Annotated in this window: 12 protein-coding genes; 6 read left to right on the top strand and 6 right to left on the bottom strand. The window is 73.7% G+C overall.

The features are described 5' to 3' along the window. Window positions 1-166 precede the first annotated feature (166 nt). On the top strand, window positions 167-685 hold the full coding sequence (locus ACF068_RS03490; RefSeq protein WP_392272689.1) for a DoxX family protein: 519 nt from the start codon (window positions 167-169) through the stop codon (window positions 683-685). Here ACF068_RS03490 and ACF068_RS03485 read toward each other — a convergent pair. Both ACF068_RS03485 and ACF068_RS03480 read right to left on the bottom strand, forming a co-directional pair. Further along, window positions 592-879 carry a hypothetical protein gene (locus ACF068_RS03485; protein ID WP_392272470.1) on the bottom strand — a complete coding sequence of 96 codons (288 nt, stop codon included), beginning with the start codon at window positions 877-879 and terminating at the stop codon, window positions 592-594. The genes ACF068_RS03490 and ACF068_RS03485 overlap by 94 nt on opposite strands. Beyond that, entirely contained in the window at window positions 866-2,167 is a 1,302-nt protein-coding gene (locus ACF068_RS03480; protein ID WP_392272469.1) for a PspC domain-containing protein, read from the bottom strand. The genes ACF068_RS03485 and ACF068_RS03480 overlap by 14 nt, the downstream gene beginning before the upstream one ends. Before the next feature lie 150 nt (window positions 2,168-2,317). On the opposite strand from ACF068_RS03480, the gene ACF068_RS03475 reads away from it, so the two are divergent. The 3 genes from ACF068_RS03475 to ACF068_RS03465 all read left to right on the top strand — a co-directional run bounded on the left by ACF068_RS03475 (window position 2,318) and on the right by ACF068_RS03465 (window position 5,710). Continuing rightward, window positions 2,318-3,592 carry a PspC domain-containing protein gene (locus ACF068_RS03475; RefSeq protein WP_392272468.1) on the top strand — a complete coding sequence of 425 codons (1,275 nt, stop codon included), beginning with the start codon at window positions 2,318-2,320 and terminating at the stop codon, window positions 3,590-3,592. Beyond that, window positions 3,589-4,281, top strand: coding sequence for a LuxR C-terminal-related transcriptional regulator (locus ACF068_RS03470; RefSeq protein ID WP_392272467.1), 693 nt, complete (start codon window positions 3,589-3,591; stop codon window positions 4,279-4,281). Before ACF068_RS03475 ends, ACF068_RS03470 begins: the two co-directional genes overlap by 4 nt. Before the next feature lie 91 nt (window positions 4,282-4,372). Further along, complete coding sequence (locus tag ACF068_RS03465) at window positions 4,373-5,710, top strand: alpha/beta hydrolase (RefSeq protein WP_392272466.1); 1,338 nt, start codon at window positions 4,373-4,375, stop codon at window positions 5,708-5,710. Between the two features lie 59 nt (window positions 5,711-5,769). On the opposite strand, the gene ACF068_RS03460 is transcribed toward ACF068_RS03465, so the two are convergent. Then, window positions 5,770-6,798, bottom strand: coding sequence for an NlpC/P60 family protein (locus tag ACF068_RS03460; RefSeq protein WP_392272465.1), 1,029 nt, complete (start codon window positions 6,796-6,798; stop codon window positions 5,770-5,772). Window positions 6,799-7,049: 251 nt separating this feature from the next. On the opposite strand from ACF068_RS03460, the gene ACF068_RS03455 reads away from it, so the two are divergent. Further along, a complete protein-coding gene (locus tag ACF068_RS03455; protein WP_392272464.1) occupies window positions 7,050-7,403 on the top strand; it encodes a hypothetical protein in 354 nt (117 codons plus the stop codon). Window positions 7,404-7,419: 16 nt separating this feature from the next. Here ACF068_RS03455 and ACF068_RS03450 read toward each other — a convergent pair whose 3' ends face one another. After that, window positions 7,420-8,598 (bottom strand): C40 family peptidase, encoded by a 1,179-nt coding sequence (locus tag ACF068_RS03450; RefSeq protein WP_392272463.1) that lies wholly within the window; start codon window positions 8,596-8,598, stop codon window positions 7,420-7,422. 329 nt (window positions 8,599-8,927) lie between these two features. On the opposite strand from ACF068_RS03450, the gene pcrA reads away from it, so the two are divergent. Continuing rightward, window positions 8,928-11,396 carry a DNA helicase PcrA gene (gene pcrA / locus ACF068_RS03445; protein ID WP_392272462.1) on the top strand — a complete coding sequence of 823 codons (2,469 nt, stop codon included), beginning with the start codon at window positions 8,928-8,930 and terminating at the stop codon, window positions 11,394-11,396. Window positions 11,397-11,498: 102 nt separating this feature from the next. On the opposite strand, the gene ACF068_RS03440 is transcribed toward pcrA, so the two are convergent. Beyond that, the gene (locus ACF068_RS03440; RefSeq protein ID WP_392272461.1) at window positions 11,499-13,019 is read right to left on the bottom strand and encodes a M23 family metallopeptidase; all 1,521 of its coding nucleotides are present in this window, start codon (window positions 13,017-13,019) and stop codon (window positions 11,499-11,501) included. Window positions 13,020-13,246: 227 nt separating this feature from the next. Next, complete coding sequence (locus ACF068_RS03435; RefSeq protein ID WP_392272460.1) at window positions 13,247-14,086, bottom strand: lipase family alpha/beta hydrolase; 840 nt, start codon at window positions 14,084-14,086, stop codon at window positions 13,247-13,249. Between the last annotated feature and the right edge of the window lie 166 nt (window positions 14,087-14,252).

Genomic DNA, 14,252 nt, shown 5'->3' with positions numbered 1-14,252 from the left:
TGTCGTGACCGGCGCCGCCTTCCCTCGCCATGAGCGGACGCGCCATGAGCGGAGCCGACCGTGTCCGTCCCCCGTCTGAACCGGCCCTCCGCCCGCCGCGTATCCATGGACGGGAATGCCGAGGAGAATCGGTTCCGGGGACAGCCGTGTGGAGAGGCAGGCCGGCGTGACGCACACCTACCGGACGACAGCGACCTACCGGAACGCGGGCGGGCCACCCGGCTGGCGGGCGACCGCCGCCGAGTACGCGCTGCTGCCGCTGCGCGTCTTCCTCGGCGTCACCTTCGTCTACGCCGGGCTGGACAAACTCACCGACGACCGGTTCATGGCGGCCTCCGGCAGCGGGTCCATCGGGGAGATGATGCGGTCCGTCCGGGACTCCTCGGCCGTGCCGTGGCTCGTCGACCTGGCGCTGAAGAGCCCGGAGGGCTTCGGGTACGGCATCGCCCTCGGCGAGCTGGCCGTGGGGATCGGCACGCTGGTCGGGCTGCTCGCGCGGCTCGCCGCGCTGGGCGGGGCGCTGATCTCGCTGAGCCTGTGGCTGACCGTGAGCTGGCAGTCCACCCCGTACTACTACGGCAACGACCTCGCCTACTTGATGGCGTGGCTGCCGCTGGTGCTGGCCGGTGCCCCGCTGCTGTCGCTCGACGCCGCCCTGGCCGCACGGCGGCGCCGGGCCCGGTAGCCGACCCAGCCGGCCACGCCCGCCAGCACCAGCCCCCCGGCCAGCAACGGCAGCGCCGCGAACCAGGGCGTGTCCCAGGCGCCGGCCACGTCGCCCCCGTAGAGCGCCGCGATGCCGAGGGCCGTGAGGCCCAGGACCAGCCGGCCCGGGCGGAAGCCGTGGCGCCGGGCGTCCCGCTGCTCATGGTGCGGCACGGGTGACCTCCAGTTGTCCGAGCGCGACCTCCAGGGCGAGGTCGAGCGTGCCCCCGGGGGCCGTCCCCCGGGGCGGGGCGATCGTGCGGGTCAGGTCGCGGGCCGGGGCGATGTCCACGTCGCCGGCCGGTTCGGCGGGCAGGCGCAGGTCCCCGAGCCCCACCTCCGCGCGCACCCGCACCGTCACGTCCCGCGGGACGATCACATGGAGGCGGCCGGCGCCGACCTCGGCGGTGGTGCGGGCCGTCCGCCGCACCGGGACGTCCAGCCGGGACAGGTCCAGGGTGGCCACACCGCTGCCCAGTTCGTAGCGCGGCCGGAGGTCCGCCGTGGTCGCCGGCCTCCAGTCCGTACGCGTCCACTCCGTGCCGATCTGCCCGGGCACCAGTGACGCGCCCGCCAGGAGCACGGCCGTGACCACCGTCATGAAGACCGTGCCCACCCCCGTCCGCCCCGCGAACGACCCCGCCACCAGCCCGAGCGCGAACACCACCAGCGCGCACACCAGCCCGGTCACCAGGCAGGTACCGAGCGGCCGCGACCCCCAGGGCACCGCCGTCCCCACCCCGCCCGCCACCAGGGCCAGCAGGAAGACGGGCCCGCCGAGGGAACGCGGACCCCGGGCCGCGGGCGCCTCCCCCGTCCCGGCGCTCCTCGCGGGGCGCCGCCGGATCGCGTCCTCCACCCCCACGCCGTCCGCCGGCCCCCACAGGTACCCGAGCGGGACCGGCCCCGACGTACCGTCCTTGACGATCGGCTCCCGCCACCACGACGGGTACTCCGGCGGCGGGGGCGCCTTCGTCTCCGGGGGCGCCTCGGCCACCGTGTGCGCCGTCACCGGGTCGGCCACCGTCTCGTGGCCGTCGGCCAGCCGGCGCCGCTGCGACCAGACCGCCGCCCCGCTGACCGCGACGATCAGCAGCAGGGAGAAGGAGATCGTGCTGCCGTTGCCCAGCATCGACAGGAACAGGCCGCAGCCGACGAGCGCCATCAGCAGCGCGATCAGCGTCGCCCCGTCGACCCGCCCGGACAGCAGCCGCCGCGCCTCGTTCTCCTCGTCACCGTCGGCCGCGATGAGCAGCCAGGCGAAGCCGTAGAACACCAGCCCCAGGCCGCCGGTCACGGCGAGCACCCCGATCGCGACCCGGAAGACCACCGGGTCCAGGTCGAAGTGCCGCCCCAGCCCGCCGCACACGCCGGCCACGACCTTCCGCCCCGTCGTGCGCCGCAGCGGCGGGTGGGGAGGGGCTCCATCGGCCTCGGCGGGAGCGGGGGTCGTACGCGTCATACGTCCATGGTGACGGCCCGTGAGCCGCACCGGCACCTCCCGCGACCCTGGCCCGTCCCTGATATCGGCCCCCGGGCCACGGCCGGTTCTCAGGGTCGGATGAGGGACGGCCCTGATGTCCCGCGCCGGCCGGCGTGTGACGATCGGGGCATGCCCGTCGCCGCCCGCCCGCCCGAGACGACCGCCGAACCGCCCGTGCGCAAGCTCTACCGCAGCGCCGACGGACGGATGCTCGGCGGTGTCGCGCGCGGCCTGGCGGGCCACCTCGGGCTGCCCGTCATCTGGGTGCGGCTGGTCTTCCTCGCCCTGTTCATCGCCGACGGCCTCGGCGTCCTGCTGTACGCCGTCTTCTGGATCGTCGTCCCGCTGGGCGTCGGCGGCAGGTCCGCCGAACCCCGCCCGCTGTTCGCAGCCGGCCCCGACGGGCGGCGCCGGCTGCGCAAGCCCGACAAGGGTCAGGTCGTGGCGCTCGTCGCGCTCACCGTCGGCGCGATCGGCTTCGTCACCAGCGTCGACCTCGGCAGCGACGCCGGGCGGTACGTGTGGCCGATCCTCCTCGTCGGCGTCGGCGTCGTCCTGGTGTGGCGGCAGGCCGACAACGCGCGGCGGGCGAGCTGGACCCAGCCGGGCGGCCGCAAGCGGATCTTCCAGCTCGTGCGGAGCCTCGCCGGTGTCGCGCTGGTCGGCATGGGCCTGACCGTCTTCATGGTGGTGCGCGGCTCGGCCGCCCAGCTCGGGACGGCGCTCACCGCCGCGATAGCCGTCCTCGCCGGGATGACCCTGCTCGCCGGCCCCTGGCTGGTGCAGATGTCGCAGGACCTGTCCGAGGAGCGCACCATGCGCATCCGCGCCCAGGAGCGGGCCGAGGTCGCCGCCCATGTGCACGACTCCGTCCTGCACACCCTCACCCTGATCCAGCGCAACGCCGGCGACCCCGGCGAGGTGCGCCGGCTCGCCCGCGCACAGGAACGCGAGCTGCGCAACTGGCTCTACCGGCCGGAGGGCACCGGCAAGGACGAGGAGCAGGAGCCGGACACCCTGGCGGAGGCGGTCAGGAGGACCGCCGCCGAGGTCGAGGACAAGCACGGGGTGCCCCTGGAAGTGGTGATCGTCGGCGACTGCCCGCTCGACGAGCGGCTGGCCGCCCAGATGCAGGCCGCGCGCGAGGCCATGGTCAACGCCGCCAAGTACGGTGGCGAGGGAGGGGCGGTGCAGGTGTACGCGGAGGTCGAGGGCCGTACGGTCTTCGTGTCCGTACGGGACCGGGGGCCCGGCTTCGACCTCGGTTCCGTACCCGCCGACCGGATGGGCGTACGAGAATCGATCATCGGCCGGATGCAGCGCAACGGCGGGACCGCGCGGCTCCGCGCGGTGCCGGGCGGTGGCACCGAAGTGGAGCTGGAGATGGAGAGGGCGGACGGATGACCGACGAGACGACGACGGCCGGCGAGCAGCGCCGGGTACGGGTCGTGCTGGTGGACGACCACCGGATGTTCCGCACCGGGGTGCAGGCCGAGATCGGCCGCACCGAGACGACCGGGGTCGAGGTGGTCGGCGAGGCCGCCGACGTCGACCAGGCGGTCGCCGTGATCACCGCCACCCGCCCCGAGGTGGTCCTCCTCGACGTCCATCTGCCGGGCGGCGGCGGCGTCGAGGTGCTGCGCCGCTGCACGGGCCTGATGTCCGCCCCCGAGAACCCGGTCCGGTTCCTGGCCCTGTCCGTCTCGGACGCCGCCGAGGACGTCATCGGCGTCATCCGGGGTGGCGCCCGCGGGTACGTCACCAAGACCATCACGGGCGCCGACCTGGTCGACTCGGTCTTCCGGGTGCAGGACGGCGACGCCGTGTTCTCGCCCCGGCTGGCCGGCTTCGTCCTGGACGCGTTCGCCTCCACGGACGCCCCGCCGGTCGACGAGGACCTGGACCGGCTCACCCAGCGGGAGCGGGAGGTGCTGCGGCTGATCGCCCGGGGGTACGCGTACAAGGAGATCGCCAAGCAGCTCTTCATCTCGGTGAAGACGGTCGAGTCGCACGTCTCGGCGGTGCTCAGGAAGCTCCAGCTCTCCAACCGCCACGAACTGACCCGCTGGGCGACGGCCCGCCGGCTGGTGTGACCCCCGGGGCGGCCGGGCCGGAGTATTTGTGAGGTAAACGGTACATAGGAGCGGCAACCAGTCCGGCGACGGTGCCCTCCTACTCCCCGTGATGAGCCTGACAGGTACTCCCTTCCTCGTGACCGCGGTCGTGCTGTCCGTGATCGCCGTCCTGCTGCCCCTGGCGCTGTGGAGCCGTGTGCGCGGCCCCGTCCTCGTCCGGGCCGCGACGCGGTTGGGCATGGTGGCCTTCGCGCAGCTCACGGCGATCGTCGTGGTCTTCGTCGCGGTGAACAACGTCAACGGGCTGTACGACAGCTGGGACGACCTGCTGGGCACCAGCGACCACGTCGACTCCGCCATCGACCTCGGCCCGGACGGCATGGGCGGCAAGCGCGTCGCCGACCTGCCCAGGGTCACCCAGACCTTCACCCCGGTCGACGACCCCGCCATGGGCCCCGGCGTCCGCCGGACGGTCCTCCAGGGCGGCATCTCCGGGGTCAAGGCCGAGGTGTACGTCTGGCTCCCGCCGCAGTACGACGACCCGGCCTACAAGGACAAGAAGTTCCCGGTGGTGGAACTGCTCTCGGGCTTCCCCGGTTCGCCGAAGTCCTGGTTCGTCGGCATGCGCGCCAACCAGCAGCTCGAACCCCTGATGCGCGACGGGACGGTCGAGCCCTTCATCCTGGTGGCGCCCCGCAGCCACCTCCTCGGCCACACCGACACCGGCTGCGCCAACGTGCCGGGCAAGGTCAACGCCGACACCTGGCTCAGCGTCGACGTGCGCAAGATGGTCACCGACAACTTCCGCGTCTCCGGCGCGGCAAACGACTGGGCCCTCGTCGGCTTCTCGGCGGGCGCCCACTGCGCCATGAAGCTCGCCATCGCCCACCCCGACCGCTACCGGTTCGGCGTCAGCATGTCCGGCTACAACGACCCGGCCGCCGAGCCGTCCTCGCTCACCGGCAAGGACCCCGCGCTGCGCCACGCCCACAACCCGCTGAACATGCTCCGGGCCGCCCCGGTGCCGCCCCGGATCACCCTGCTCGTCACCGGTGACGGCGGCGACGGCTACCAGCAGGGCGTCGCCCTCCAGGAGGCGGCCAAGGCGCCGACGCGCGTCGACGTCCAGCAGGTGTACGGCGGTCACCGGGTAAGCACCTGGGTGCGGGAGGTGCCGTCGGTGTTCCGGTGGCTGACGCGGCAGTTCCGCGCGGAGGCGGCGGGTGCGTCCGGCGACGCGGGTTCCGGTGCGGGCGCGGACGCGGGTGCGCCCGGGGACGCGGGTCCCGGTACGGGCGCGGGCGGCGAGGTTCCGGAGACGGGTCCGGGTGCGGGCGTTCCGGAGACGGGTCCGGGTGCGGGCGCCGGCGTCCCGGGGGCGGGCACGGGCGCCGGGGCCGGAACGGGGACCGGCCGCGGGACGCTCCCGGCCGGCGCCCGCCCGTAGCCGGCGCGCTCGGGCCGGGCCGTACGGTCCGGGCGGCACCCGGGCCGGGTGCGCGCGGGTCAGACCACGCGGGTCGCGCCCGCCCAGGGCATCTCGTCGATCGGCGCGATCCGTACCGGGGCGCCGGGCCGGGGGGCGTGGATCATCCTGCCGTCGCCGATGTACAGCCCCACGTGGCTCACGCCCGAGTAGAAGAACACCAGGTCACCCGGGGCCAGCTCGGAGCGGGACACCCGCCGGCCGGCGTCGATCTGGCTGTACGTCGTCCGGGGCAGCGACACCCCGGCCGAGCGCCAGGCGGCCTGGGTGAGCCCCGAGCAGTCGAAGGCCGACGGGCCGGTGGCCCCCCACACGTACGGCTTGCCCAGGGACCCGTACGCGAACGCGACCGCCCGGGCCGCGCGCGGGTTCGCGGCCCGGACCGAACCGGGCGCGGGAGCCGGGCCGTCCGGCGCCGCACCGGAGCGGCCGTCGTACGCGGCGCGCTGCGCCGCCGTGAGACGGGCCAGCAGCCTCTCGGCGGCGGCGATCCGCTCCCGGACGGTCGCCTTGTGGCGGGCCAGCTCGGTCTGCCGGGCCGTCAGGTCGCGGAACCGGCCGGCCGCCTCCGCGCGCAGCCGGGCGAGCTCGGCCACCTGGCCCCGGGCGGCGGTGACGGCCGTGGCCTGACGGTCGCCGACCCGGTCCGCGAGCGCCGCGCCGCGGAGGTAGGCGTCGGGGTCGCTGGAGAGCGCGAGCCGGGCGGCCGGGCCGAGGCCTCCCTCGCGGTACTGGGAGGCGGCGATGGAGCCGAGCGCGTTGCGGGCGGCGTTGAGGCGGGCGGTCCGGCGGGCCGCCTCGTCGCGCAGCGCGTCCAGCGCGGCTCTCGCCCGTACCGTCTCCTCCTTGGCGCCGTTGTACTTCTCGGTGGCCTCCTCGGCCTCCCGGTAGAGCCGGTCGGCCTCGGCCCGCACCTGGGCGGGCGTCCGCGGGGGTTCGGCGTGTCCGGAACCCTCGAAGGCGGTGGCGGTGGCCGCCCCGGCGAGTGCCAGGGTGACGGCGGCGCGGCCGCTCAGCGGGTGCTGCCTGGGTTTCCGGTGCGCTGCCACGGGGGCGGTCACTTCCCTTCGGCCGGGTGGGGCCCGGGGGAGGGGTGGGGGCCCGGGGGAGGACGCTAAACCTGGGGGTCACGGGCGAGCGGCGGCATGACCGCAACTGGCCGCAGGTGTGGGTTTCCGGATCGGTTCCGACAGGCCCCGTACGCACGGAATCGCGCATTCCGTACCCGCCGTGACCGAGGCGACGAAGGCGGCGACCCCGACCGGCCTCCGGTGATATGGCCCCGGCTAGGCTCCGCCCCATGGACGTACTCATCAATGTCTTCGTCGCGCTGCACGTCATCGGTATCGCCGCCCTTCTGGGCGGCTTCCTGACCCAGATGAAGGCGATGGGCGCGGGCACGGCGCGCTTCGGCCCGGCGATGCTGCACGGCGCGCTGACCATGCTGGTCACGGGAGTGGTCCTGGTCGGCCTCAACCAGGCCGACGACCAGACCGTGAACAACGTCAAGATCGGCGTGAAGCTGGCGATCCTGGTCGTCGTCCTCGGGCTGGTCTACGTGAAGCGGGACGAGGAGCGGGTCGACAAGGCGCTCTTCGGCGCGGTCGGGGGCCTGACGGCGGCCAACGTCTTCATCGCCACGCTCTGGACCTGACCGGCCTCACCCGGCGTCAGGCCGGGCGCACACCGCTGTGGACGGGCAGGCAGTGGATGGTCTCCTCGCGGACGTTCGCCCCGGGCCGCGGGGCGTGGATCATCATCCCGTCGCCCTTGTAGACGCCGACGTGGCTGAGGTCGTCGTGGAAGAACACCAGGTCGCCGGGGCGCAGGTCCTCCGTGGCGACCCGCGTGCCGGCCCAGGCCTGGCCCGGGGCGGTACGGGGCAGGTCGACGCCCGCCGCCCGCCACGCCGCCCGCGCGAGCCCGGCGCAGTCGTACGAGCTCGGGCCGGTCGCCCCCCACACGTACGGCTTGCCGATCTGGGCCTCCGCGAAGGCCAGCACCTCGCGGGCCTTGGCCGTGTACCCGAGGTCGTGCGCCACGTGCCGCCCGGGCGCCGGGTACGCCGTCTCCGCCGTGCACGCCGTCTCCCGCGCGGGCACCGTCTCCGCGACGTGCGTCGCTTCGGTGGGGTACGCCGGGGCGTCGGCCGCCGCCCGCCGCAGCAGCTCCCGGGCGTCGCCGAGCTTGCGCTGCACGGCCTGCTTGGCGGCCCGGAGGGAGGCCTGCGAGGGGCCGGCCGTCCCGGCCTTCGGCGTCGGGTCCGCCCACGCCCCCTCCACGGCCCCGGTCCCGGCCTCCCGAGCCGGTGACTGCGCCACGGGCGCGGGTGACTGCGCCACGGGCGCCACGGGCGCCACGGGCGCGACGGGCGCCACGGGCACCGCGTGCCCCTGGGCGGGGATCCGGTCCAGCAGCCGCGTCCGGTCCACGGGCTCGGCGGAGACCTCCGTCAGGACCGGTGCCGCGGCCGGCGCGGGACCGCCCGCCCGGCCGGCGGGGGCGTCGCGCGGCCCGTCCGGCGCTTCCGTGCGCCGGGCGCCGCGGTCGGGCGTCCCGACCGCCTCGCGCCGCTGCCGCTCCGCGGTCTCCGCCGGGCTGCCGTACCGCTGCGTCGTCCCCGTGCCCGCCTGACGGTAGAGGTCGTCGACCTTTCTCCGGACCTCCTCGACGGAGGGCCTGTGGTCCTGGTCGCCCGCCGTGACCGGCGCGGCGGTCGCGCTCTGTGACGACAGGAGCGTGACCGAGGCCAGGGCGGCGGCCGTCGTGACCCCGACGGCGGGGGAGTGGGCATGCAGGGTCTGCAAGGTGCGCGTGCGCGGCTTGCGATGCGACGCCAAGGCCGGCATCTCCTTCCATGGGCCGCCTACCGGGTGCGGACTGCAGGTTCGGGCGGAACGGAAGGTGCCCTGGGGGGTCCCGGTTCCGAACTGCCGCGAGGGCAGCACGAATTCGGCGTGGACGGTCCGTCCGGCGTGGTTCGCCGAAGGGAGAACGGACCGCTTGGGCGAGCACGCTAGCCAACGTGTGGCGGTGCTGTGAAGGATGATGTTCGATATGCCCGATACGTATTCGTGACCTTGGCGTGATGTCGTCGACTCGGTACGGACGGTGACGAACCGGACCTGTTTTCGGTTCGTCCACGACTGTCGGTGGGGCCGCCTAGACTCGATAGGCGATGAGCAGCCTCTTTGACGACAGCTTCCTGGCGGACCTCCGGAACCACTCCGAGGAGCCCCCGCCGCCGCCCGAGGACTCCGAGGGCCCCGGGGACGCCCCGGCCGCGGAGGAGGTCCCGCACGACCTCTTCGGGGACCGGTTCGACGTGCCCCCGCCCCGGGACACGTACTACCGCGACGGCGCCCACCGCCCGGTCGTCGACGCCGCCGCGCTGCTCGAGGGGCTGAACGAGCAGCAGCGCGCCGCCGTCGTGCACACCGGCTCCCCGCTGCTCATCGTCGCCGGGGCCGGCTCGGGCAAGACCCGGGTGCTGACCCACCGCATCGCGCACCTCCTGGCCACGCGGCACGTGCACCCCGGCCAGATACTGGCGATCACCTTCACCAACAAGGCCGCCGGTGAGATGAAGGAGCGCGTCGAGCAGCTCGTCGGCCCGCGCGCCAACGCCATGTGGGTCATGACCTTCCACAGCGCGTGCGTCCGCATCCTGCGCCGCGAGTCGAAGAGGCTCGGCTTCACCTCGTCCTTCTCGATCTACGACGCCGCCGACTCCAAGCGGCTGATGGCGCTGGTCTGCCGGGACCTGGACCTCGACCCCAAGAAGTTCCCGCCCAAGTCGTTCAGCGCCAAGATCTCCAACCTGAAGAACGAGCTGATCGACGAGGAGACCTTCGCCGACCAGGCCGCCGACGGTTTCGAGAAGACCCTCGCCGAGGCGTACCGGATGTACCAGGCGCGGCTGCGCGAGGCCAACGCCCTGGACTTCGACGACATCATCATGACGACGGTCCACCTGCTCCAGGCCTTCCCGGACGTCGCCGAGCACTACCGCCGCCGCTTCCGGCACGTCCTGGTCGACGAGTACCAGGACACCAACCACGCGCAGTACACCCTCGTCCGCGAACTGGTGGGCACCGGGTACGAGGACCTGGCCCCGGCCGAGCTGTGCGTCGTCGGCGACGCCGACCAGTCGATCTACGCCTTCCGCGGCGCGACCATCCGCAACATCCTCCAGTTCGAGGAGGACTACCCGGACGCGACCACCATCCTGCTGGAGCAGAACTACCGCTCCACGCAGACCATCCTGTCCGCCGCCAACGCGGTGATCGAGCGCAACGAGAGCCGCCGCCCCAAGAACCTGTGGACCAACGCCGGCGAGGGTGCCCGCATCACCGGGTACGTCGCGGACACCGAGCACGACGAGGCGCAGTTCGTCGCCGACGAGATCGACCGGCTCACGGACGCGGGCGACGCCAAGGCCGGCGACGTCGCCGTCTTCTACCGGACGAACGCCCAGTCCCGTGTCTTCGAGGAGATCTTCATCCGCGTCGGCCTGCCGTACAAGGTCGTCGGCGGCGTCCGCTTCTACGAGCGCAAGGAGGTCCGCGACGTCCTCGCGTACCTGCGCGTCCTCGCCAACCCCGAGGACAACGTCCCGCTGCGCCGCATCCTCAACGTCCCCAAGCGCGGCATCGGCGAGCGCGCCGAGGCGATGATCGACGCCCTGGCGCTGCGGGAGAGGATCACCTTCCCGCAGGCGCTGCGCCGCGTCGACGAGGCGTACGGCATGGCGCCCCGTTCGGCCAACGCCGTGAAGCGGTTCAACACCCTGATGGAGGAGCTCCGCACGATCGTCGACTCGGGCGCCGGCCCGGCGGTGGTCCTGGAGGCCGTGCTGGAGCGGACCGGATACCTCGCCGAGCTCCAGGCGTCGACCGACCCGCAGGACGAGACCCGGATCGAGAACCTCCAGGAGCTGGCGGCCGTCGCCCTGGAGTTCGAGCAGGACCGCGGGGAGGGCGAGAGCACCGGCACGCTGGCCGAGTTCCTGGAGCAGGTCGCGCTCGTCGCCGACTCCGACCAGATCCCCGACGAGGACGAGGAGGGCTCCGGCGTCATCACGCTGATGACCCTGCACACCGCCAAGGGCCTGGAGTTCCCGGTGGTGTTCCTCACCGGCATGGAGGACGGCGTCTTCCCGCACATGCGGGCGCTCGGGCAGACCAAGGAGCTGGAGGAGGAGCGCCGCCTGGCGTACGTGGGCATCACCCGCGCCCGTGAGCGGCTCTACCTGACCCGGTCCACGATGCGCAGCGCGTGGGGTCAGCCCTCGTACAACCCGCCCTCCCGGTTCCTGGAGGAGATCCCGGGGCAGCACCTGGAGTGGAAGCGTACGGGCGCGACGGCCAAGCCCGCCGGGCCGACGTCCGGGATCGCGTCGTCGCTGTCCTCGTCGCTCTCGGCGCGCTCGCGCGGCGGCGGCCCCTCGGGTTTCGCCACCCGGCGGACGACGGACAAGCCGGTGATCTCGCTGGCGGTCGGGGACCGGGTGACGCACGACCAGTTCGGGCTCGGGACGGTGCTGGCGGTGACCGGAGCGGGCGGTGACGCGCAGGCGACGATCGACTTCGGCGACGAGAAGCCCAAGCGGCTGCTGCTGCGGTACGCGCCGGTCGAGAAGCTGTAGGGCGGTCCCGGGGGCTCCGGCCCCCGGGGTCACGAGGGCCGCGAGGCCGGGTCGAGGCTGCGAGGCCGGCCCGGGGCTACGAGCCGGGGCTACGGGGCGGGGCTACGAGGTCGGGTCGAGGCCGTGGCCGCGCAGCCACGGCAGCGGGTCGATCGCGGCGCCGCCGCCGGGCCGTACCTCGAAGTGCAGGTGCGGTCCGGTCGAGTTGCCGGAGTTCCCGGAGTACGCGATGACCTCGCCGGCCTTCACCTCGCCGGACCGGATCTTGGTGCTGCTGAGGTGGCAGTACCAGGTCTCGGTGCCGTCCTTGGCGGTGACGATCGCCATGTTGCCGTAGGCGCTGTTCCACTGGGTGCGCACGGTGCCGTCGGTCGCGGCCATCACCGGCGTCCCGTACTGGACGGGGAAGTCGATACCGGTGTGCAGGGACATCCAGTTGACGCCCGCCTGCCCGTAGCGCGCGCTGAGCTGGTGCAGCGCGACGGGGAGGGCGAACTTGGGGCGCATCGCCTCGCGGCGGGCCGCCTCCTCCTCGCGCTTCTTGCGCTCCGCCTCCTGGCGGGCCTTCAGGTCGATGCGCTCCTGGGTGCGGCTGGCGCGGTCACCGAAGTCGCGGGCGTCGGCGCTGAGCGCGGCAAGCTGGGTGTCGAGCTGGCTGTTGGCGACGACCGGCTGGACCGAGGCCGGGTCGGCGGCGGTCACCGCCTTCTCGTCGCTCTTGGTCTCGCCCGTCGCGCTGCCGGTGAGGCCGCTGACGGAGGCGGCGGCGATACCGGCGACGCCCATCACACAGGCGGACGGCACGGCGACGGTGAGGAGCGCGGAACGCTTGGCGGGGGTGCGGCGACGACCCCGGCTGCCGCCACCGCCATTGCCGCCGCCGCTGCCCGCGCGGCGGCTGGGCCGGGGGGCGACGGGCATCATCGCGGTCTGGGTGGGGCTGTCGTGCACGGCGGCGGGATCGACCGGGACGCCATGTCCGGCGTCGTCGAGCCCGGTCTCCGGCTCGTAGGCCGCCTCCGGCTCGTACGGAGCTTCGTTCTCGTACGACGCCTCGTTCTCGTACGGGGCTTCGTGCGCCGGTTCGGCGGGGGCCGCGGATTCCGTCAGGGACTCGGAAAGCGGTTCCGGCGTGGGCAGTTGGTCGGCGGCCGCGTAGTCGTACTGCTCGGGGACCGTGAACGTCTCGGTCGGCGCGGCGGCGTAATTCCAGGCGGTGGCGTCGTAGGCGCCGGTCTCCTGGGGGGCGGCGGCCGCGGTGGCGCCGGGGGCGGCGTTCCACTGGCCGGTGGCGTCGTACCCGCTGGTGTCGTTCCAGGCGCCGGCGTCCCACTGCCCGGTGTGCTCGGAGTACTCGACGTACCCGGTGGTGTCCGTGGTGGCCCACTGCTGGGTGGCGGTGGCGGCGGCCCAGTGGGAGGAGCCGTACTGCCCGCTGTGGTCGGCCGTGTACCCCGCCTGGTAGGTGCCACTGCTCTGGTAGGTGTTCTCGTACGCGCCGGGAAGGGCGCCGAAGAGGGGGTCCGTGGCGAAGCTGCCGGTTTCGACGCTGCCGGCCTCGAAGCTGCCCGTGGAATACGTGGCGTCTCCGACGTACCCGGCGTGGGGGTGCTGGTCGTTCACCAACTTCTCTCTCGCCTCGGCAGCAGGACCAGGTCTGGGGCAGCCCCGGAAAACGGGGGACCCAGAGGGAAAGCAGTGGGCGCGACTGTACCCGGCGGTACGCGCAACCGACAATCTTCCGCCGGGTTTAGGCCCTGGGGAAACGGGCATTCGGCCGCCTTTCGGCGGAGTGTGGGCAGAGCTTTGGCCCTACGTTCGAGAAGTGTTCGAAGTTTGCGGGAGCTGTTTCAGGCCACGGACGCGGAATCGGATGTTCCGGCGGTGGCCGGTCCGTCCGCCTCCAGCGCCTGACGGACCCCGGCCGCGACGGCGGGGTGCACGGGCAGGGCCAGATGGCCGATGCCGGTGACCCGTACGTTCCGCGTGATCAGGTCCGGATGGTCGAGGCGTGCCGTCTCCACCGGGACCATCCACTGGTCCAGGTCGCTCCAGAAGCTGACGAAGCGCGTGCGGCACCGCGGCGCCGGCTCGCCCAACTCCCGCAGGACGGACGAACCCGGACGCATCTGGCGCACCAGCGGGTGCACGGCGGCGAGCGGTGCGGCGGTCGTGCCCGCGTGCGGTGTCCCGAGGGTGACCAGCACGCGCACGCGCCGGTCGCCGCCGAGCCGCTGGACGTAGTAGCGGGCGATCAGTCCGCCGAGGCTGTGCCCGACGATGTCGACCTCGGGGTGCCCGGAGCGGTCGCAGATCTCCTCGACATGGCGGCCGAGGAGCTCGGCGGCGGCGCGGATGTCGCAGGTGAGCAGCGAATGGTTGAGGGACTCCACCTGGGTCCGGCCGTGCCGGGCGAGGGACCGGCGCAGCAGGACGAAGACGGAGCGGTTGTCCACGAACCCGTGGAGCAGCACGACCGGTGGGTGCGGCGGGCGGGGAAGGGACGGGTCCGGGAGCGCCGGACGGGCGGCGGGTCCGGGGGCGGGGCGCCGTTCCGGAGCGATGCCGGTCGGATACAGGACCAGATGACCGGCGAGGACGGCCAGCTCCAGCGCGGTCGCCCTGAGCAGTGCGGCGGGCAGCCGTAAGGGGAGGAAGGGCAGCGCTTTCCAGGGTGAGAGGACCTTCACGGCCGACCTCCGAACTGGGGTGCCGTCCCGGAGGAGGGTGGCGATGGGGCCATACCGCCGTGCCGCGCGGCTGGCGGCACGGTGATACGACGACCTCGTGGCGGCTCCCGTAGCGCTCGCCCCGGCGCTACCGTGGCCCCTGGGCCGAGCGGTGCGGGTACGACGC

It is taken from the genome of Streptomyces sp. NPDC016309, assembly GCF_043077235.1.
Lineage (GTDB): Bacteria > Actinomycetota > Actinomycetes > Streptomycetales > Streptomycetaceae > Streptomyces.
This window is presented reverse-complemented; position numbering and strand designations above follow the sequence as displayed.